The organism is Rhodoferax sp. SPJ21 (genome assembly GCF_058216335.1).
In genome coordinates, this window is record NZ_JBYZMO010000001.1 from 1,342,223 (window position 1) to 1,361,754 (window position 19,532).

18 protein-coding genes are annotated in these 19,532 nt (G+C 61.5%); 8 read left to right on the top strand and 10 right to left on the bottom strand.

The window, feature by feature from the left end:
- Positions 1 to 106: 106 nt before the first annotated feature.
- From AC4BBN_RS06110 to AC4BBN_RS06135, 6 genes are all read left to right on the top strand, one after another.
- Positions 107 to 1,402, top strand: a complete 1,296-nt coding sequence (locus AC4BBN_RS06110; RefSeq protein WP_490591057.1) for an L-fuconate dehydratase — start codon at positions 107 to 109, stop codon at positions 1,400 to 1,402.
- Between the two features lie 61 nt (positions 1,403 to 1,463).
- A complete protein-coding gene (locus AC4BBN_RS06115; RefSeq protein ID WP_490591058.1) occupies positions 1,464 to 2,234 on the top strand; it encodes an L-fucose dehydrogenase in 771 nt (256 codons plus the stop codon).
- 206 nt (positions 2,235 to 2,440) lie between these two features.
- Positions 2,441 to 4,000 (top strand): oleate hydratase, encoded by a 1,560-nt coding sequence (locus AC4BBN_RS06120; protein WP_490591059.1) that lies wholly within the window; start codon positions 2,441 to 2,443, stop codon positions 3,998 to 4,000.
- A 66-nt stretch (positions 4,001 to 4,066) separates the two neighbouring features.
- Positions 4,067 to 5,539, top strand: a complete 1,473-nt coding sequence (locus AC4BBN_RS06125) for a CYTH and CHAD domain-containing protein (RefSeq protein ID WP_490591060.1) — start codon at positions 4,067 to 4,069, stop codon at positions 5,537 to 5,539.
- Positions 5,540 to 5,827: 288 nt separating this feature from the next.
- Complete coding sequence (locus tag AC4BBN_RS06130) at positions 5,828 to 6,859, top strand: zinc-dependent alcohol dehydrogenase (protein WP_490591061.1); 1,032 nt, start codon at positions 5,828 to 5,830, stop codon at positions 6,857 to 6,859.
- 13 nt (positions 6,860 to 6,872) lie between these two features.
- Positions 6,873 to 7,499 (top strand): hemerythrin domain-containing protein, encoded by a 627-nt coding sequence (locus AC4BBN_RS06135; protein WP_490591062.1) that lies wholly within the window; start codon positions 6,873 to 6,875, stop codon positions 7,497 to 7,499.
- Here AC4BBN_RS06135 and AC4BBN_RS06140 read toward each other — a convergent pair.
- Positions 7,484 to 9,163: an MFS transporter gene (locus tag AC4BBN_RS06140; RefSeq protein ID WP_490591063.1), complete on the bottom strand. Its 1,680-nt coding sequence runs from the start codon at positions 9,161 to 9,163 to the stop codon at positions 7,484 to 7,486. The genes AC4BBN_RS06135 and AC4BBN_RS06140 overlap by 16 nt on opposite strands.
- Before the next feature lie 228 nt (positions 9,164 to 9,391).
- On the opposite strand from AC4BBN_RS06140, the gene AC4BBN_RS06145 reads away from it, so the two are divergent.
- Both AC4BBN_RS06145 and AC4BBN_RS06150 read left to right on the top strand, forming a co-directional pair.
- Positions 9,392 to 9,700, top strand: a complete 309-nt coding sequence (locus tag AC4BBN_RS06145; RefSeq protein WP_490591064.1) for a DUF485 domain-containing protein — start codon at positions 9,392 to 9,394, stop codon at positions 9,698 to 9,700.
- Positions 9,697 to 11,424, top strand: coding sequence for a cation acetate symporter (locus tag AC4BBN_RS06150; RefSeq protein WP_490591065.1), 1,728 nt, complete (start codon positions 9,697 to 9,699; stop codon positions 11,422 to 11,424). The genes AC4BBN_RS06145 and AC4BBN_RS06150 overlap by 4 nt, the downstream gene beginning before the upstream one ends.
- Positions 11,425 to 11,430: 6 nt before the next feature.
- Here the strand turns inward: AC4BBN_RS06150 and AC4BBN_RS06155 are convergent, their stop codons facing one another.
- From AC4BBN_RS06155 to AC4BBN_RS06195, 9 genes are all read right to left on the bottom strand, one after another.
- Complete coding sequence (locus AC4BBN_RS06155; protein WP_490591066.1) at positions 11,431 to 12,069, bottom strand: 2-hydroxychromene-2-carboxylate isomerase; 639 nt, start codon at positions 12,067 to 12,069, stop codon at positions 11,431 to 11,433.
- Positions 12,070 to 12,095: 26 nt separating this feature from the next.
- Positions 12,096 to 13,952 (bottom strand): DUF3857 domain-containing transglutaminase family protein, encoded by a 1,857-nt coding sequence (locus AC4BBN_RS06160; protein WP_490591067.1) that lies wholly within the window; start codon positions 13,950 to 13,952, stop codon positions 12,096 to 12,098.
- 88 nt (positions 13,953 to 14,040) lie between these two features.
- A complete protein-coding gene (locus tag AC4BBN_RS06165) occupies positions 14,041 to 14,181 on the bottom strand; it encodes a DUF1289 domain-containing protein (RefSeq protein ID WP_490591068.1) in 141 nt (46 codons plus the stop codon).
- 74 nt (positions 14,182 to 14,255) lie between these two features.
- Positions 14,256 to 14,762: a YbaK/EbsC family protein gene (locus tag AC4BBN_RS06170; RefSeq protein WP_490591069.1), complete on the bottom strand. Its 507-nt coding sequence runs from the start codon at positions 14,760 to 14,762 to the stop codon at positions 14,256 to 14,258.
- On the bottom strand, positions 14,762 to 15,670 hold the full coding sequence (locus AC4BBN_RS06175; protein ID WP_490591070.1) for a hydroxymethylglutaryl-CoA lyase: 909 nt from the start codon (positions 15,668 to 15,670) through the stop codon (positions 14,762 to 14,764). The genes AC4BBN_RS06170 and AC4BBN_RS06175 overlap by 1 nt, the downstream gene beginning before the upstream one ends.
- A 5-nt stretch (positions 15,671 to 15,675) precedes the next feature.
- Positions 15,676 to 16,341 carry a DUF3226 domain-containing protein gene (locus AC4BBN_RS06180; RefSeq protein ID WP_490591071.1) on the bottom strand — a complete coding sequence of 222 codons (666 nt, stop codon included), beginning with the start codon at positions 16,339 to 16,341 and terminating at the stop codon, positions 15,676 to 15,678.
- Positions 16,328 to 17,365, bottom strand: a complete 1,038-nt coding sequence (locus tag AC4BBN_RS06185) for an AAA family ATPase (protein WP_490591072.1) — start codon at positions 17,363 to 17,365, stop codon at positions 16,328 to 16,330. Before AC4BBN_RS06185 ends, AC4BBN_RS06180 begins: the two co-directional genes overlap by 14 nt.
- Before the next feature lie 127 nt (positions 17,366 to 17,492).
- The gene (locus AC4BBN_RS06190; protein WP_490591073.1) at positions 17,493 to 18,413 is read right to left on the bottom strand and encodes a 2-hydroxyacid dehydrogenase; all 921 of its coding nucleotides are present in this window, start codon (positions 18,411 to 18,413) and stop codon (positions 17,493 to 17,495) included.
- 57 nt (positions 18,414 to 18,470) lie between these two features.
- On the bottom strand, positions 18,471 to 19,526 hold the full coding sequence (locus AC4BBN_RS06195) for a hypothetical protein (protein WP_490591074.1): 1,056 nt from the start codon (positions 19,524 to 19,526) through the stop codon (positions 18,471 to 18,473).
- Positions 19,527 to 19,532: the final 6 nt, after the last annotated feature.

Here is a 19,532-nt window from a genome sequence, read left to right on the forward strand (position 1 = left end):
ATATGTGCAGGAGGCAACCCTCCCAAGCACTCTCGCGCTAGGCAATCCATCTACCTGGGCATTGACGGCCTAGACACCCAAACATGAGTCACCGGACAAGCCTGACATGAGCAAAGTCACCAATTTGCGCGTCCTGGACGTGCGCTTCCCTACATCGCAACACCTGGATGGCTCGGATGCCATGAATCCGGACCCGGACTATTCTGCGGCCTACGTCATTCTGGAAACCGACCAACCCGGCCTGGAAGGCCACGGCCTGACCTTCACCATTGGCCGGGGTAACGAGATATGTTGTGCCGCCATTGAAGCCATGCGCCACTTGGTGGTCGGCCTGGACATGGACTGGGTCGCCGAGGATATGGGCCGCTTCTGGCGCTACATCACATCCGACAGCCAGCTGCGCTGGATTGGCCCAGATAAGGGCGCCATCCACCTGGCCACCGGTGCCGTGGTCAATGCGGTTTGGGACCTTTGGGCCAAGCAAAAAGGCGTGCCGGTTTGGAAGCTGGTCTCGCGCATGAGCCCGGAAGAAATTGTCAAACTCATCGATTTCCGCTACATCACCGACTGCATCACGCCCGAAGAAGCGCTGGCGCTGCTGAAGAAGCAAGCTGTGGGCAAGGAAGAGCGCTGGGCCACGCTGGAGCGTGAAGGCTACCCCTGCTACACCACCTCGGCCGGCTGGCTGGGTTATGACGATGACAAGCTGCGCCGCCTCTGCAAAGAGGCCACCGACGCGGGCTTCAACCACATCAAACTCAAGGTGGGTCGCGACAAGGCCGACGATATCCGCCGCCTGCGTATTGCCCGCGAAGCGCTGGGGCCAGACCGCCACCTGATGATTGACGCCAACCAGGTCTGGGAAGTCAACCAGGCCGTGGAGTGGGTGCGCGAGCTGGCGTTTGCCAAACCCTGGTTCATTGAAGAGCCGACCAGCCCGGACGACATCGAAGGCCACCGTGTGATCCGCGAAGGTGTACACCCGGTCAAGGTCGCCACCGGCGAGATGTGCCAAAACCGCGTCATCTTCAAACAACTCATCATGCGTGGCGCCATCGACGTGGTGCAGATCGACTCCTGCCGCCTGGGCGGCGTGAACGAAATCCTGGCCGTGATGCTGATGGCCGCCAAGTACAACTTACCGGTGTGCCCGCATGCGGGTGGCGTAGGCCTGTGTGAATACGTGCAGCACTTGTCCATGATCGACTACCTGTGCATTGCCGGCACCCGAGAGGGACGCGTCATCGAATACGTGGACCACCTGCACGAGCACTTCCTGGAGCCCTGCGTGATCCAGAACGCGGCCTATATGCCCCCTCAGGCGCCAGGCTTCTCCATCGAGATGAAAGCAGCCTCGTTACAAGAATACCAATTCAAGCCCAAGGCCCGTGCCACGGCCTGATGCAGGGCAATGCCTGCCGCTGCCATGCAGCGGCTCAACAATAAATGAATAGGGAACGCGCATGGATTTGCATCTGAAAAACAAAGTGGTGATCGTGACCGGTGGTGCCAGCGGCATAGGCGCAGCCATATCGCTCACACTGGCTCAGGAAGGCGCCATTCCGGTGATCCTGGGTAAGAGCCCCATGACCGCCGATTTCTCCGCGCAGATAAGCAAGTACCCGCATGCCTTCTTGCAAGTCGAACTGTTGGACGATGCGGCATGCAAGTCCGCCGTGGCCCAAACGCTGGAACGGTTTGGCCACCTAGACGGCCTGGTGAACAACGCAGGCGTCAACGACAGCATTGGTTTGGAGGCAGGGCGCGATGCTTTTGTCGGTTCACTGGAACGCAACCTGATCCACTACTACGTGATGGCGCATTACTGCGTGCCGCATCTGAAGGCGTCCAAGGGTGCCATCGTGAACGTCTCGTCCAAGACCGCCATCACGGGCCAGGGCAATACCAGCGGCTATTGCGCGTCCAAAGGTGCGCAGCTTTCGCTGACGCGCGAGTGGGCCGCCGCCCTGCTAAACGACGGCGTGCGGGTGAATGCAGTCATACCCGCCGAGGTGATGACGCCGCTATACGAGCGCTGGATCAGCAGCTTTGACAATGCCACTGAAAAGCTGGCCTCCATCACGGCCAAGATTCCGCTGGGCCACCGCATGACTACGTCGGAAGAGCTTGCACGCATGACGGTCTTCCTGCTGTCCGACGCGTCGTCCCACACCACCGGACAATGGATCTTCGTAGACGGCGGCTACACACATCTGGACCGCGCACTGTCCTGACACCCGCATTCATCAGGGCCTTCGCCATACAACTGTCGAATTCGAAAATCTGCCACATTCTGTTCGCCAGCTTTGAGCAGCAGGAGAACGCAAGCGCATTCAAAAGCCCCAGTGACGTCTACCTGGCCGCATTGCTTGACCTTGGTCAATGGATCTGGTGCCCACCCTGGCTAGCATGATTCCTTGTCAAAAAAGGAAGCATGGGTATGCAAGCATATTTTTTCGGCGGCGGTATTGGATCCCTCGCAGGGGCCGCGTTCATGGTCCGCGATGCAAAAGTCCCCGGCTCGCAGATCACCATTTTCGAGAGCACGCCGCTGCTGGGCGGCAGCCTGGATGCAGCCCTCCGACCCGAGTCGGGTTACTCGCTGCGCGGCGGCCGCATGCTCACCACCGACCACTATGAATGCCTGTGGGATTTATTGAAGACGATACCGTCGCTCGATCACCCGGGTGAATCGATCTACAGCGAGACCGTGCGCTTCAACCAGGCGCACCCCGCCCACTCGCGTGCGCGCTTGGTAGACCACAACCGCTTCAAGCAAGACGTTTCGAGCATGGGCTTCACTAACGCGGACCGCATCGAACTGCTCAAACTGGTCGAGACATCGGAAGATGTCCTTGGCACAAGCCGCATCACCGATTGGCTTTCACCGCCCTTCTTTCAAACCAATTTTTGGCGGATGTGGCAAACCACGTTCGCCTTCCAACCCTGGCACAGCGCCGTTGAGCTCAAGCGCTATCTGCACCGCTTTATGAACGAGTTCCCGCGCATCGCGTCGCTGGCCGGCGTGAAGCGCACCGTCTACAACCAGAACGACTCTATCGTGCAACCGCTGGTGTCCTGGTTGCGCGAACAAGGTGTGCGTTTCGAGCATGGCACGACGGTCACCGACCTCGACCTGCACGATGCTGCGAGCAAGGTCCATGTGCAAGGCATGACACTGCAAAATGCCCAAGGCGTGCGGCAGCTTGCCGTCGAAGCCGATGACCTGGTGTTTTTTCAAAATGCGTCGATGACCGATGCTTCCAGCACAGGCTCCATGGATGCACCCGCGCCCCAGCTCACCAAGGCAGATAGCCATGGCTGGGCCTTGTGGGAAAAGATTGCGCGCGGCCGGCCCGAGTTTGGCAACCCAGCGGCGTTCAACAGCAGCGTCAGCGAATCCTACTGGGCCTCGTTTACGGTGACCTGCACGCAGCCAGCATTCTTTGACCGCATGGAGACGTTTTCAGGCAATACCGCCGGCACGGGAGGGCTGGTGACCTTCAAGGACTCGCGCTGGCAGATGTCTATCGTGCTCTACCACCAGCCGCATTTTCGCAACCAGCCTGCGGACCAACAGGTATTCTGGGGCTACGCGCTGCAGCCTGACCGCATCGGCGACTTTGTCGCCAAACCCCTGAGCGAATGCAGCGGAGCCGAGATACTGCAAGAGTTACGCGGCCACCTGAACTTCGACCCAGAGGTTTTAATCGGCGCCAACTGCGTGCCCTGCCGCATGCCCTACATCACCAGCATGTTCATGCCACGCGCCAAGTCCGACCGCCCCTTGCCCGTGCCACTTTGTTCGCACAACCTGGCTTTCGTAAGCCAGTTTGTCGAAATCCCCGACGACGTGGTCTTTACCGTGGAGTATTCGGTACGCGCAGCACAGATGGCGGTATACCAACTGCTGAACGTGCAACGCGCTGTGCCACCAGTCACACGGCACGACCACTCACCCAAAGTTTTGCTGGATTCGCTGGTCAAGTCATTTAGCTGACCAGCGCCGTGCACGGCGGGAGTGGCGTAGTCGCAAAATACAGCTCCCACACTGCCACAGCACTCCATGGAAATCGAACTCAAACTCGCCCTGCCCTGCGCCGCCCCGGAAAGCCTGGCGCAGCGCCTGGGCCGCACCCCGCCCCTGGCACGGCGCAAGCCCCAAATACTGCAACTGCACAACGTCTACTACGACACACCAGACCAGCGCCTGCGCCAGCAGCGCATTGCCTTGCGCATACGCAAAGTAGATGGCAACGGCACACCGCAATGGCTGCAAACGCTGAAAACCGCAGGCAGCAGCACTTCCGCCCTGAGCCAGCGCGGCGAGTGGGAAACGCCCGTACCGGATGAAAACCTGGTGCGCGCCGCACTGAACAACACGCCCTGGCCCGAATTGGACCCGGACGGCAGCCTGTTCGCTGCGCTGCAGCCCTGCTTTGCCACAACTTTCGAGCGCACGCTATGGACCGTGCGCCAACGCGACGGCAGCGTGGTCGAAGTGGCCCTGGACCGTGGCAACACCGTAGTCCAGGACCAACAAGCCCCCATTTGCGAACTGGAGCTGGAACTGCTGGCCGGCCCACCACAAGCGCTGTTCGACCTAGCCCGACAAATTGCCCGCACGGTAGCGGTATTGCCTTCACAAACCAGCAAAGCCGCACGCGGCTACCAGTTAGCCCAGAACGCGCACGACGCCCCGCTACGTGCCAAAACCCTGGCTCTGTCAAAGAAACAGCCCATTGGCGAAGCTTCTCGCCAACTGCTGCGCGAAATGCTGGGCCAGCTGATGGCCAACCTGGACGCACTGCGCCGCAGCGAAGATCCAGAGCTGGTCCACCAGGCACGGATCGCTTGGCGCCGTTTCAGCAGCTTCTGGCGGCTGTGCAAAAAGCAGTTTCCAACCGAAGCTGTACCGTCTTGGGCCGCATTGCAGCCCCTGATGGGCACCCTCGGGCGGCTAAGAGACCTGGACGTAGCCCGCGCCAGCAGCTTGCCGGCATTGCACTCCGCATACACCCAGGGTCACGCACGGCGCGCGCCTGGCTGGCTCAAACTGATGTCGGACCTGGAACAAGCCGCACACGTGCAGCGCCAAGCCGCGCGGCAATTGCTGGAAGACCCACGCACGGGCGCCTGCCTGCTGACCATAGTGGAATGGCTAGAAAGCCCACCCCATCCAGTGGAGCCCATGGCAAAACCAGCCCGGCCCCTGTCCGGCTGGGCCCGCAAGCGCATGCAGCGCCTGCACAAGAAACTGGAACAAGCCCAACAAGAGCCTCCTACGCTGGACGGCCTGCACCGCGTGCGCATTCTGGCCAAACGACTGCGCTATGGCGTCGAAGCATTGCGCAGCGTGCTGCCAGCTAAACGAGCACAGCAATGGCACGCACAAGCCCTGCAGCTGCAAAGCCAGTTGGGCGCCCAGCGCGATGTAGCGCAAGCCGCAGCAATCGCCGAGCAGCTGCAGGCAGACCCGGTACTGCAGGCCTTTTTGCATGGCGTGGTAGTAGGCCAGACGGCTACGTCGCCGCGGTGAGAACCTATTCAAGGTCTAAGGCGACGCTGAATAAGTCCCCGCGAGGCTGCGAGCTCTGGATCAGGATCGGATGCAAGGCGCAAACCGCAGACATAGCTTGGGCTATGGCGAGGATTTGCAACGCCGCAGACCACCCGGGGCCAGGGATGCGCCGACCGCGAGGGACTTGTTCAGCGTTGCCCTAAACCTTGATCCAGCGCAAAACGCCGGTCGCCTGGCCGGCCTAAAGTGGGCCCCTGCCACCGGACGAGCACCGGCTGGCGTCCCTTGCCGCAACAGGAGCCCGCCATGCGCACCATGAAAGCTGCCGTAGTCCATGCCTTTGGACAGCCTCTGCAAATCGAAGAAGTCGCCATTCCTGAGGTGCCCGCCGGCCAAGTGCTGGTCAAGGTCATCGCATCTGGCGTATGCCACACCGATTTACATGCCGCCGAGGGCGACTGGCCGGTAAAACCCAGCCTGCCCTTCATTCCCGGCCACGAAGGGGTGGGCTTTGTCGCCGCCGTGGGCGCGGGCGTCAAGAACATCCGGGAAGGCGACCGCGTGGGCGTACCCTGGCTGCATACCGCCTGCGGCCATTGCGAGCACTGCATCACCGGCTGGGAGACCCTGTGCGACAGCCAGCAAATGACCGGCTATACGGTCAACGGCGGCTATGCCGAATACGTGTTGGCCGACCCCGGCTATGTTGGCCATCTGCCAGCCAATGTGGGATTCTCCGAAATTGCACCGGTGCTATGCGCGGGGGTCACCGTGTACAAGGGGCTCAAGGTGCTGGACTGCAAGCCTGGCGACTGGGTCGCCATCTCCGGCATCGGGGGGCTGGGGCATCTGGCGGTGCAGTACGCCAAAGCCATGGGTTTCCACGTGATTGCCGTGGACATCGATGCCGCCAAACTACAACTTGCCGAGCGTCTGGGCGCCGACATGGTGATCAATGCAGCGCAGCAAGACCCGGTGCAAGAGGTGCAGCGCGCGTTGCGCGGCGCACACGGTGTGCTGGTCACGGCCGTGTCCCGTTCCGCATTCGCACAGGGTCTGGGTATGCTGCACAAGCGCGGCACCATGTCCTTGGTAGGCCTGCCTCCGGGAGACTTTGCTCTGCCGATTTTCGACATGGTGCTCAACGCCAAAACCGTGCGCGGCTCGATCGTCGGCACCCGCATGGACCTGCAAGAAGCGCTGGCCTTTGCCGGCGACGGCAAGGTTCGGACCATTTACTCAGAGGACAAGCTGGACAATATCAACGCTGTATTCGACCGCATGCGCGCCGGCAACATCGAGGGCCGGATCGTCATGCACATCGCTGATGCCGCCTGAGACGGAGTTGCGCGTGAAGCAACAGGTTAGTGAGCACCGGCTGCCCGCCAGCCTGCAAATGCTGCGAAACGAGCACGCTGAACTGGCATGCGTGCTGCGGGCCATGAAGCGCATGCTGGACCGTGGCCCCGACGACGAGCCTGAGCGCTTCTTCGACCTGCTGCGTGCCATGCTGTTCTACATCGACGAACTCCCTGAAAAACTGCACCACCCCAAGGAGTCAGACTTTCTGTTTCCGCAACTGCTGCGCGTGGCGCCGCAACTCTTCCCTGACGTAGAAAAGCTGGAGAAGGAGCATGTTCGCGGCGACGCGCTGGTGCGCTCACTGCAACACAACTTGATCGCCTGGGAAATGATGGGGGAGCCGCGCAGAGCCGATTTCAATGAGGCCGCGTACGAGTACATCGCGTATTACCAGGCGCATATGCAGCATGAGGAGAGTGTCATCTTCCCAGCGGCCGCCCGCCTGCTGCGCGCCGAGGACTGGAAGCGTATCGATGCGGCATTTGGCCTGGGCTACGCAACGCTGCCAGGCAAGCCGCCCACGCAAAGCGGCTACGAGCGCCTGTACTTCAAGATCATGGCCGGCGCGGCCGCAGAGCCGCACCGGCCAGGGCAGACCGCTCAATCGTTGGCGTAAATATCCACGTCCTTGGTTTCCTTGACGAACAGCATGCCGATCACAAAGGTGCCGGCTGCGACCACCACGGGATACCACAGGCCATAGAAGATATCGCCGGTGGCCGCCACCATGGCGAAAGCCGTGGTCGGCAGCAGGCCGCCAAACCAGCCATTGCCAATGTGGTAGGGCAAGCTCATCGAGGTGTAGCGTATGCGGGTCGGGAACATCTCCACCAGCATGGCCGCGATCGGGCCATACACCATGGTCACCAGGATCACCAGGTAGACCAGGATCAGCAGCATCATCGGCTTGTTCATCGCCGCGCTGTCGGCCTTGACCGTCAAGCCAGCGGCCTTGGCGGTCTCTACCACGGTCTTGCGGAAGGCATCGATTTCCTTTTTGCTGTCAGCCGAGAATGCGTCGCGCTTCTCGTTCAACGCACCGGTGACCGACGCGATCTCCTTGTCACCCAACTTGATGTTGGCCGTGCTTCCTGGCGCGCCATTTACGTTGGTGTAGGGAATGTAGTTTTGCGTCAGCGTGCGCTTGGCGATGTCGCAGGAACTGGTGAAGTCGATGTCGCGCGCAATCGGACTGCCCTGGAACGAGCACTGCGCCGGGTCGGCTGTAATCACCACCGGCACCGACTTCTGCGCAGCCACCAGCGCGGGGTTGGCGTACTGCAGCAGAGCCGGGAACACCGAGAAATACGTCACCGCAGCCAACAGGCAACCGCCCATGATGATGGGCTTGCGGCCCACTTTGTCCGACAACGCACCGAAGAAGATGAAGAACGGCGTGCCGATCAGCAGGGCCACCGCAATGAACAGGTTGGCCGTAGTTGCATCCACTTTTGCGATCGTGGTCAGGAAGAACAGCGCGTAGAACTGCCCGGTGTACCAGACCACGGCCTGGCCGGCCGTCAGGCCGACCAGGGCCAGGATCACGATCTTCAGGTTCTTCCACTGGCCAAAGGATTCGGTCAGCGGCGCTTTGGAGGTCTTGCCCTCGGACTTCATCTTCTGGAAGGCGGGTGATTCGTTCATGCTCAAACGAATCCACACCGACACACCCAGCAGCAGGATGGACACCAGGAAGGGCACGCGCCAGCCCCAAGTATCAAAGTCAGCGCCCAGGGCTTCACGGCAGCCCAGGATCACGATCAGCGACAGGAACAGGCCCAAGGTTGCCGTGGTCTGAATCCATGCGGTGTAGGCCCCGCGTTTGCCGTGCGGCGCATGCTCGGCCACATAGGTAGCGGCACCGCCGTACTCGCCACCCAGTGCCAGTCCCTGCAGCATGCGCAAGGCCACCAGCACGATGGGGGCCGCAATGCCGATGGAAGCATAGCTAGGCAACAAACCCACGATGAAGGTGGACAAACCCATGATCAAGATAGTGACCAGGAAGGTGTATTTACGCCCAATCATGTCGCCCAACCGGCCAAACACAATAGCCCCGAATGGCCGCACCAAGAAGCCTGCGGCAAACGCCAGCAGCGCAAAGATATAACCAGACGTGGGGTCCAGCCCACCGAAAAATTGTTTGGCGATGATGGCCGCCAAAGAGCCGTAGAGATAAAAGTCGTACCACTCGAAAACGGTACCTAGTGACGAAGCGAAGATGACCTTCTTCTCTTCACCTGTCATCGGCCTGGGTGTTGCACCCGCGATAGTTGCCATAGCTTGTCTCCTTTGTTGTACGGACCTCCTCGATGGGTGGTCTCAAAGCATTCTTCGAATGCCACCTGACCGTTTCCTTACAAAAACAAACATCCGGGGATAAACCCTGAGCAAGCCCCCACAGCCGGAAAAAGTCAGTTACCGGTCAGCCCCTCTACCCACACTCCGCATCGCTGACACATACCCCCGCACCCTGGTGCGGGCCACAAAGAACCACTGGAGACCAGCATGACAGACCCCGTCGTGGCCCGTATCGAGGCCAATCCCAAGTACCACGAGTTGCGGCGCAAGCGCGGCACGTTCGGCTGGACACTCACCGCATTGATGATGCTGGTGTACTACGGCTACATCGCCCTGATTGCCTTCGACAAGCCCTTTCTGGCGCAGCCCATAGGCAACGGCGTCACCACCCTGGGTATTCCCATCGGGCTGGGCGTGATTGTTTTCACCATTCTTATCACTGGCTTGTACGTGCGCCGTGCCAACAGCGAGTACGACCGCCTGACCGCCGAAATCCTGAAGGATGCAGCCAAATGAAATCTCTGCTCAAAACCTTCTGCGCCTTGGCGCTCATGGCTGCAACCGGTGCGGTTCTGGCCGCTGGCGGCGACCTGGGCCAGGTCGACAAACAACCCACCAACTGGGTGGCTATCACCATGTTCGGCATCTTTGTGGTGGGCACGCTGTTCATCACCAAATGGGCCGCCGCCAAGACCAAATCGGCCTCTGATTTCTATACCGCCGGCGGTGGTATCACCGGCTTCCAGAACGGCCTGGCGATTGCGGGTGACTACATGTCGGCCGCCTCCTTCCTGGGCATTTCGGCTGCGGTGATGGCATCGGGCTATGACGGCCTGATCTACTCCATCGGCTTCCTGGTGGGTTGGCCAGTCATCACCTTCCTGATGGCTGAGCGCCTGCGCAACCTGGGCAAGTTCACCTTTGCCGACGTGGCAGCCTACCGCTTCCAGCAAACGCCAATCCGCATGTTTGCCGCCTCCGGCACGCTGGTGGTGGTGGCGTTCTACCTGATCGCACAGATGGTGGGCGCTGGCGCACTGATCAAGCTGCTGTTCGGCCTGGACTACTGGCTGGCGGTGGTGATCGTCGGCGCGCTCATGATGGTGTACGTGCTGTTCGGCGGCATGACAGCCACCACCTGGGTGCAGATCATCAAGGCCTGCATGTTGCTGGCCGGCGTGACCTTCATGGCCGTGATGGTGCTCGCGCAATTCGGCTTCAGCCCCGAAGCCCTGTTTGCCAAAGCAGTGGAAGTGAAGACGCAAATCGCAGCCAACGACGGCAAGATGCCCGAAGAGGCTGCCAAGATTGGCCTGGCCATCATGGGCCCGGGTGGCTTCGTGAAAGATCCGATCTCGGCCATCTCCTTCGGCATGGCGCTGATGTTCGGCACCGCAGGCCTGCCCCACATCCTGATGCGCTTCTTCACCGTACCCAACGCCAAGGAAGCGCGTAAATCCGTGCTGTGGGCCACCACCTGGATCGGCTACTTCTACCTGCTGATCTTCATCATTGGCTTTGGCGCGATCACCCTGGTACTGACCAACCCCGAGTTTGCCGACACCATCAAGGGCGTCATCAAGGGCGGCGGCGGCTCCTCCAACATGGCTGCGGTGCTGGTTGCCAAGGCGGTGGGCGGCAACATCTTCTTCGGCTTCATCTCGGCCGTGGCGTTTGCCACCATCCTGGCCGTTGTTGCGGGCCTGACGCTGTCGGGTGCCTCCGCCGTGTCGCACGACTTGTACGCCACGGTGTTCAAAAAGGGCAAGGCCGACAGCGCCTCCGAGCTGAAGGTATCGCGCATCACCACCGTGGCGCTGGGCATCGTGGCCGTGGCGCTGGGCATCGCCTTCGAGAAGCAGAACATTGCCTTCATGGTCTCGCTGGCATTCGCCATTGCGGCTTCAGCCAACTTCCCGGTGCTGTTCATGTCGGTGCTCTGGAAAGACTGCACCACGCGTGGCGCAGTGATCGGCGGCTTTATGGGTCTGATCTCGTCGGTGGGCCTGACCGTGGTGTCGCCATCGGTCTGGGAAGCTACCCTGGGCCATGCCAAAGGCACTGCGCTGTTCCCCTATACGTCGCCAGCACTGTTCTCCATGACCATCGGCTTTGTCGGCATCTGGCTGTTCTCGATACTGGACCGCAGCCCGCAAGCAGACAAAGAGCGCGACGCGTTCAAGGCGCAGCAAGTGCGCTCGGAAACCGGCCTGGGCGCATCCGGCGCATCTGGCCACTAAGCCAGGCTAACCCCTGCCAGCCGCCTGCGCTACGCGGCTGGCAGCCTCCCACGCGGGGCCGTCGAACCAGGCGTCCCCCGCGCAGTAAGCGCGCAGCAAGGGCAACGCGTCCATGCCCCAGAACAGCTTGCCATCCACTTCAAATGTGGGCACACCAAACACCCCTTTTTGCAGCGCCGCATCGGTGGCCTGTTTCAACGCCGCCTTGACCTCGGCCCCTTGCGGATCGCGCAGCGGCGGCCATTGCTGCAGCAATGCTGTGAAGCGGGCTGGATCGGCCGCATCCGCACCGCCGCACCACACATGCTGGAACACGGTCTCGGTCAGGTGGCGGCTAGGCAGGCCCTGCGGGTCGCAGGCCAGCGCCAGGCGCAGCAGCGGCAGTGGGTTGAAGGGGTGCACCGCCGGCAGGTCCAGCGCAACGCCCTCGGCATGCGCCAGCCACTGCACCTGGCGGTACAGCCAGTCGCGCTTGGCCGGCACCTCGGCCGGGCCGCGCACGCCATGGTGCTGCAGCAACCCGCCCAGAAACACCGGCTGGTAGGTAACCGAATAGCTCAACCCTTGCAGCGCCCGTGGCAGCTTATGGAACGCCAGATAGGCATAGGGAGAGATGACATCGAAATAGAAGGTGATGTGCTTCATAGCATCCCGAGGCGGCCCGTAGGGGCCTATTGCTGGTAGATCAACTGTTGATGCAGGTTTTTGGTGATCGCCTGCATGGAGAGCTTGCGCTGGGCATACAGGGCCACATCGCACACCATGGACGGATTGCGGTCCACAAACTCGCGGTCGCCTTGCAGCACCTGCTTGTCCAAACTGTAATGGGCGTTGAAGCGCATGCCCTGCCCCTCGACAGCCAGGTCCTTGGGTGGCCGCTGCAAGCTGAACTGGGGATCAAACTGCAGCTTGAATTCTTCGCGCACCCACTTGGGCTGACAGGGCATGGCAAAGCGCCGCTGCGCCGTGCTGAAATTCCCCAGATTGTCCAAGATATACACCTGCAGATTGGGAATACTCGGGTTGGCGCGCAGGCTGCCCGCCTCCGGGTTCGACACGTAGTGCGGAATCTGCACGTCCAGTTCCAGCGTCTGCTCGGCGCGGTCCCGGTCCAATGGCGGGAACCGCAGGGTGCCGGTTCCGGTGATCTTCGCCGCCTCCAGCCAGCCACGCACCGCCTCGCCCTCCTTGCCTGCCGGAATCTGTGCCAAACGGTCTTGCAGCCACAGCGCCGCCTGTCCGCTGGCGGCGATATGGACCGAGCCCTGCAATGCCCCCTCGGCATTGATCTGAAAGTCGCTGCGGCTTTCCACCCTGTTGCGCTCGGGGGTCAATACCGGCGTCTGCGCCACGCTGCTTCCCTGCGCCCGCGCCAACAGCACCGGCTTGCCATTCACCCCCCTGGGCAAGGAGCCGAAAGGCACCGAGGTGCCTGTGGGGTCCAGGTAAAGATCCTGCGATGGCACATAGACGATAACGTGGTTGAAGCTCGCCGATACGGAGTTGAGCGCATAGTCAGCCCCCACATTGACCAAGGCAGGAATGGCCTCCACGCCCACCTCTTTCAACAGACCTATCAGCAACAGCATATGGTCTTTGCAGTCGCCGTAGCGGGTATCCAGAATATGCGCGATGTCGTTCGGCACCCAACCACCTGCCCCCAGGTAGACGGCGTTGTAGCGGATGTTCTTGCGCACCCAGTCGTACAGTGCCTTGGCCTTCGCGGCGGGCTCGGTCAGCCCCTTGGTCTCGCGCTCGGCGATGTCATGCAAGGCCGCGTTGGGAGCCAGCTTGGTTTGCACGACCTGCGCAAAGCGATCGGCCAGCGCTTCATTGCTTCCCAAGGTAGACACCAGTACCCGCTCCACGGTGGTGGAAGCATTGCTGGTACCCGGGTCGTAAGGCCTGGCCACCACCTGCCCGGTAAAGCGCTGGATGTGCAAACCATCCGCCTCGCTGCGGCTGACCTCCACGCCTTGCGTTTCTACCGCCAAGGCCAGGTCCTTGGGCGCCTGCACTTCAACCAGCAGTTTCTCGGTGTTGATGTTGTGGTTGGCAAACCAGCTTAGGCTGCGCCAGCCGGGTAACAGGGGCTTGAGCTGCGTCAGCTTGTGGTGCAGCACGACGCGGTCGCCCACTTGCACATCGGGAAATTTCAGCTGCCAGACCCGCAACTCGGGCCAGGTCATGCCTGTGCTGCCCCCTAAAGCGCCGCTTTGCTTCTGAATAGCATCGGGCGACACCGGCAGGCGCTGTCCATCCGGTTTGAGGGTGTATGCATCCAGCAACTCCTGGGACTGCCAGCCGTCCTGGTAACTCAGTGGAATGCTGCTGATGCTTTGCGCACCTTCGGGCGACAACACCCGGTACACCAGCCGCTGCTCCAGCACACTGGTGTCGTCCGCCAGGAAGCGCCAGGTCTGCCGGTCCTCCTCGATCACCAGTTTGCTGGCCTGCGCACGGGCTCCTTGGCACACCAGCACCAGGCACAAGATGCTGAACACGTGAAACAACCGGTGGAGATGCATGGCGAGCCAGTGGCAGTGGATTCAAGAGGCGCATGATACGAGTGCAAGCCTAAGCCCGCACGCCCTCCTTGGCCTGCCGCCCCGGACTTTACAAACCCAGCGTAGCCAGCCGCACCCAAACTGCGCGCTTGGCCGGGCTGTCCATGCTGCTCCAGGCAGCAATCTCGTCCAGGGTGCGCAGGCAGCCTACGCACAGGGCACCTGCTGCGTCCAGCTGGCAGATAGACACGCACGGAGATTCCACATCAAACTGGCCGCTGGCGCATATAGCAGCTGCGCGAGCAGCTATGAAATCCGCAGCACTCACGCAGCAGACCCGGCCAAGGCCACATCGGCCACCGGCGCACCGGTGAGGTGTCGCAGGTCCGCCGGGGCCAGCGCAAACACCGCATGCGGATGGCCGGCTGCCGCCCATATCTCGGCAAAGCGGAACAGGTCCTGGTCTATCAATGTCACTGGCGGCGTGGCATGGCCCAGCGGCGCCACGCCGCCGATACTGAAGCCGGTACGCGACTTCACAAACGCTGCATCGGCCCGGCCCACCGCCCCCACCAGAGCCACCACCTTGGCCTCGTCCACGCGCCGGTCGCCTGAGGTCACTACCAGCACCGCCGCGTCGTCCGACAGGCGGCGAAAGATGATGCTCTTGGCGATCTGCCCCAGGGCAATGCCCAGTGCATCCGCCGCCTGCTGGGCGGTACGCGCAGCGTCCTCCAGCATGCGCGGCATCTGCAAGTGGCCCTGCGCCTGCAGCGCAGCGGCCACCCGTTGCACGCCCTCGGGCAGGGGTTTGAGTTCAGCTCCGCACATCACGCCGTCCTTTTATTCCATATAGCTGTGGCCGCACGCGACTGCGATTTGCGGCCCAAAAAATCACTGATGAAAGCGCCCGCATCGACCAGGCCATCCAGGTCAATACCAGTGTCTATCCCCATGCCATGCAGCATGTAGACCACATCCTCGGTGGCCACGTTGCCGGTGGCGCCCTTGGCATAGGGGCAGCCGCCGAGGCCAGCCACCGACGCGTCGAAGTGCCACACGCCCAGTTGCAGCGCGGCCAGGGTATTCGCCAACGCCTGGCCGTAGGTATCGTGGAAATGGCCAGACACGGCATCCAGCGCGAAATGCTGCAAGGCCGCCTCCAGCGCACGCTGCACCTTCAGCGGCGTGCCCACGCCAATTGTGTCGGCCACGCCCACGTGCTGCACGCCGATCTCGCGCATCAGCCGCGCCACCATGGCCACGCGCTCGGGCGCCACCTCGCCCTCGTACGGGCAGCCCACTGCGCATGAGATGGCGCCGCGCACCGCCACGTTCTGCGCCAGCGCCGCCGCCACCACCGGGCGAAAGCGCTCGATGCTTTCAGCGATGCTGCAATTGATGTTGCGCTGACTGAAGGCCTCGCTGGCGGCGGCGAACACCACCACCTCGTCCGGCCGGGTCGGCAGCGCCGCCTCCAGGCCACGCAGGTTGGGCACCAGCACGCTGTAGCGTACACCGGGCTTGCGCACAATGCCGGCCATGACCTCGGCGTTGTCGGCCATCTGCGGCACCCATTTGGGGCTGACAAAGCTGGTGACTTCGATCTCGGTCAGGCCGGCCTGCTGTAGGCGCTGCACCAGTTCGATTTTGACCGCCGCCGGCACCGGCTGCTTTTCATTCTGCAGCCCGTCACGCGGGCCGACATCGACGAGTTTGACGCGGGTTGGCAAGGGCATAGTGCTCAGCTAGGTGATGAGGTTTTGTCTTGTTGAAACGAGCCATCCACCAAGGACAACAAGTCTTCAACAAACTTCTTGATAGGAGCAAATGCGGCATGGTCGTAATTCAATAGCTCAACGCCGGGATGCCTCTTCTGCGCCTTGAACACATTGCCGTATGCATTACCAAGACGTGCACTAAGCCATGCCTGCACCGCTATTTTGTCTTGCTGTGCATGCGTCCTCACCCCTAAGTGCGGTACCACGCAGTCCCGAAAACCAGTGGCACAAACCGCCACGGGGTTATCTTGCAGCGCTTGCAGTACCAACGCCTCGAATGCACCAGGCGCTGCGTCATTCGGCAGCTGAAGCTTCCTGCATGGCCGCTGAATCACAGGCTCGACTTCGGCAAACAAATTGCCCCAGCGCTGTGCCGTTGCTTGCGGATCATCTTCACTATCCGTGATAACTCCCACAACCTGCAGCTGGCCCGGACTACGCACCCTCAAGGCTCTAAAACGACGGGGAAAATTATCGGCCCCTTGCACACACTCAATGTCGATGTTTTCCGCGCGGTCTGGAAACCAGTGGTCGCACATTTTTTGCACCAAGTACTCTTCATCCTCACCTTCCACCAGAAGCAGCAGGGGCGCCGTAATCGCTTCATTCCCCAACTTAGCGGACTTCATAGCCCGCCTCCATGACAGTTTCCAAATCCCCATCGTTGATGATGACCGCACGCACGTTGTCGCTGTCTCGTTCTAAGCGAATAAGTTGGAAGTCTTGCAAGCAGCCTGCATCGGCAAAGGTTTGGTAAGCGGCGCGAATGCAGTCCCAACTGTGCGTGGTCATCAAGGTCTGGACGCCCTGTTGGACTGAGACCTCTTGAATGCCCCGGAACAAGGTTGGCAGAGAGGAATAGTGGATGCCGTTCTCAACCTCGTCCATCAGGGCAAGCTTGGAATTGGTAACGAGCAGGCTGCTGTAAAGATGTACCAAACGGCTGAATCCATGGCCTATCTGTGGCAATGGTATGGCGTAGCCAACACCTTGTAGCTCGACATAGATGCGCTGCTCACCATCGGGAGACAAAGAGTGCATATCCTCCAAGCGAGGTTCAATGCGCTGCAGCATGCCTAACAAAACGCGCTTTTTCCGGGCCAAAACGGCTTGGTCAAACAACTGGACTAATCCCAATTGATTTGGCAGGTGCACTGAGACCGCCAAGGGGTCTAGAAATGACAACCCCTTTAACGCAATATCTGGTTTTATCAAGCCTTGGATTTTCTCTTTGTCGGATGGAAGAAAGGCATCGACTGAAGGGCTGCTTGATATAACTCGACCACTAAGTTCGCGATCAATTTGCAAAGCCCCATGCTTCAATGTCTGAAGAGGAAAGGCGCCATTCCTCCTATTCGGACAATTGAATTCTGTACGTAAGTTAATTTCAGCACGATCAGACAACTCAATTGAACGTTCAAGTCCCGCTAAAACCGACTCAACGTATCGCTTGTTGTCACCACCTTCCGCCACGCGGAATAGAGATGCAATTTGCTGGAATCGATCAATATTTGATGCGCCCAGATAAACAGCTTCCAGAAGAGATGTTTTCCCCACGTTCTGCCCGCCCAAGATCAAGTTGACCTTGCGTAATGGAGCGATCTCCGTGTCCCGGAAACCCTTGAACTGCTGGATATGAATTTTGGTCAACATGGCACTACTCTTTCATGGCGAAGCCGCCGTATCTAAGCTAATTGGGCCCAATACTAAGGCCACTAAGGCCTGCGGCTTTTACTGACCCGCACCTTTATCGCCCCGCTTGACGAGACATAAAGGGCATTCAATACCCTCTTTCAAGTTGCACCACGCCCGCCACGGGCTGGCCTTGCAGCAGGGCCTGCAGCTTGGCGATGATTTGCGCCAGGCTATCGGGCAGCAGGGTGCGGGCTGAAATATGCGGGGTGATGTGGATCTGGGGGCGGCCCCAGAAAGGGTGCTGCGGTGGTAGCGGCTCGGTGCGGAACACGTCCAGCGTGGCGCCGGCCAGGTGGCCGCTGTCCAGCAGGGCCAGCAGGTCTGCATCCACCAGGTGGGCGCCGCGCGCCACGTTGACCAGATAGCCGCCGGGCTTCAGCTGCGACAAGGTGTGCCGGTTGAGGATGTTCTCGGTATCCTGCGTGAGCGGCAGCAGGCATACCAGCACCCGGCTGGCGGCCAGGAACGCGTCTAACTGGGCGCTGCCGGCAAAGCACTGCACGCCGTCTACCGCCTTGGGCTGGCGGCTCCAGCCCTGCACCGGGAAACCAAAGCCGCGCACCGCCTGCGCCACCTGTGTGCCCAGCACGCCCAGGCCCATCACGCCCACCGGGAAATCGCTGCGCAGCGCGGGTTCGCGCCGGACCCAGCGGCCGGCGCGGGCATCGGTCTGGTAGCCGTCCATGTCGCGAAAGTGGCGCAGCAACGCATGGCACACGAACTCCACCATCTGCGCGGCCATGCCTGCGTTGTCCAAGCGCACCACCAGGGTCTGCGACGGGATGCGCAGGCGCATCAGCGCGTCCACCCCGGCGCCCAGGTTGAACACGGCTTTCAACCCCGGCTGCTCGTCAAAAAAAGCCTGCGGCGGTGCCCACGCCAGGGCGTAGTCCGCCGGTGGGCTGCCGGGCTGCCACAGTGCCACCTCGGCCTGCGGCCACACCGCTTGCAAACCATTAATCCAAAACTCCAGCGGCCCGTCTGGCTGGTACAAGGCAATCCGCATCCACGCCCCCTCTTGTCTTAAAGACCTATTGTGTATGCGGACCGGCCAGGCCGAGGTTCAGGGGGCTTTCGCCGGCGGGACCCACACCACCACGTTGTCCACGGCGTACAGCTGGCACGGCGTCTGGCTGGCGCGGCGGCAGCGGGCCAGGGCGCGCTCGGCCGGGTCGTGCGGCTCGGAGGCGTCGTCGGGGTCGCGGCCCACGCTGTAAATCACCTTCTGGCTGGACAAGACGAACGCGCGCGGCAGGGGTTGGGTTAGCCAGTCACGGTAGGCCTTGCGCACGTGCTCGGCGTTGTAGGGCAAGGCGTCCAGATCGTCCAGCTTGGCATAGCCGGAAGCGCGGTAGGGCACGACGACCCGGCTGTCATCGGCAGACGCGGCGGGCACCGGGGCAATGGCTTGGGACGGCTCGGCCGCCACGGCACGCGCCGGGATGGGCGGTAGCTTGACCTCGGTGCTGCGCTTTTCCATGAAGCCGCGCAGCAGGTCGGGCAGCTGCTTGGCCCAGGCAATCATTTCTTCGTCGCTCTCCACCGCCTGGGCGGGCACGAACACCCGCACCCGGCCGTAATCATTGCGTCCGTACTTGGTGTAGACCACTTCGTAGGCGGCGCCGGGCGGCGCGATGGACTGCGCCTGCAGCCATTGCTGTGCCTGGATGTAGAACTCTCCCTGCGTGCCCAGCAAATGGCCGGACCGCTGGAACACCTGCAGGCATTCCGATTCCTTCCAGTTGCTACCAAAGCTGTCGCTGAACAAGGGGTTGCGCAGCTTGCAGGTCTCGGCATCCCAGTCGGCACCGGCCACGCTGCGGGCCGGCATCTCCAGCACCACACCGGCACGCATACGGCCGGCCTGCACATCCAGCGCATAGGCGGCAAACACCGCCAGCCGGGGCGGCGGGCCGCGTTTCACGCTCCACTGGGCCTGGGCTACGTAGGTCCAGTTGCCGTCGGGCAGTTGCAAGGTGCGGGGGCCTATGCTGAGCTGTTTGTCGGCCACCGGCTGCGCGGGCGGTCCGGCGGTCACGTCGATGGCAAACGCAGGCACGGCCAGCGCCGCCAGCCCCAGCGCGCACAGCCAGCGCGGGATGTTTCTCACAATGTCCATGGTGTC

Bases quoted from the DNA above. Each gene is read 5' to 3' on its own strand.
- AC4BBN_RS06150 (WP_490591065.1), top strand. From the start codon at position 9,697: ATGAAATCTCTGCTCAAAACCTTCTGCGCCTTGGCGCTCATGGCTGCA.
- AC4BBN_RS06120 (WP_490591059.1), top strand. From the start codon at position 2,441: ATGCAAGCATATTTTTTCGGCGGCGGTATTGGATCCCTCGCAGGGGCC.
- AC4BBN_RS06170 (WP_490591069.1), bottom strand. From the start codon at position 14,762: ATGTGCGGAGCTGAACTCAAACCCCTGCCCGAGGGCGTGCAACGGGTG.
- AC4BBN_RS06195 (WP_490591074.1), bottom strand. From the start codon at position 19,526: ATGGACATTGTGAGAAACATCCCGCGCTGGCTGTGCGCGCTGGGGCTG.
- AC4BBN_RS06175 (WP_490591070.1), bottom strand. From the start codon at position 15,670: ATGCCCTTGCCAACCCGCGTCAAACTCGTCGATGTCGGCCCGCGTGAC.
- AC4BBN_RS06125 (WP_490591060.1), top strand. From the start codon at position 4,067: ATGGAAATCGAACTCAAACTCGCCCTGCCCTGCGCCGCCCCGGAAAGC.
- AC4BBN_RS06185 (WP_490591072.1), bottom strand. From the start codon at position 17,365: ATGTTGACCAAAATTCATATCCAGCAGTTCAAGGGTTTCCGGGACACG.
- AC4BBN_RS06190 (WP_490591073.1), bottom strand. From the start codon at position 18,413: ATGCGGATTGCCTTGTACCAGCCAGACGGGCCGCTGGAGTTTTGGATT.
- AC4BBN_RS06155 (WP_490591066.1), bottom strand. From the start codon at position 12,069: ATGAAGCACATCACCTTCTATTTCGATGTCATCTCTCCCTATGCCTAT.
- AC4BBN_RS06115 (WP_490591058.1), top strand. From the start codon at position 1,464: ATGGATTTGCATCTGAAAAACAAAGTGGTGATCGTGACCGGTGGTGCC.
- AC4BBN_RS06145 (WP_490591064.1), top strand. From the start codon at position 9,392: ATGACAGACCCCGTCGTGGCCCGTATCGAGGCCAATCCCAAGTACCAC.
- AC4BBN_RS06130 (WP_490591061.1), top strand. From the start codon at position 5,828: ATGCGCACCATGAAAGCTGCCGTAGTCCATGCCTTTGGACAGCCTCTG.
- AC4BBN_RS06160 (WP_490591067.1), bottom strand. From the start codon at position 13,952: ATGCATCTCCACCGGTTGTTTCACGTGTTCAGCATCTTGTGCCTGGTG.
- AC4BBN_RS06140 (WP_490591063.1), bottom strand. From the start codon at position 9,163: ATGGCAACTATCGCGGGTGCAACACCCAGGCCGATGACAGGTGAAGAG.
- AC4BBN_RS06180 (WP_490591071.1), bottom strand. From the start codon at position 16,341: ATGAAGTCCGCTAAGTTGGGGAATGAAGCGATTACGGCGCCCCTGCTG.
- AC4BBN_RS06110 (WP_490591057.1), top strand. From the start codon at position 107: ATGAGCAAAGTCACCAATTTGCGCGTCCTGGACGTGCGCTTCCCTACA.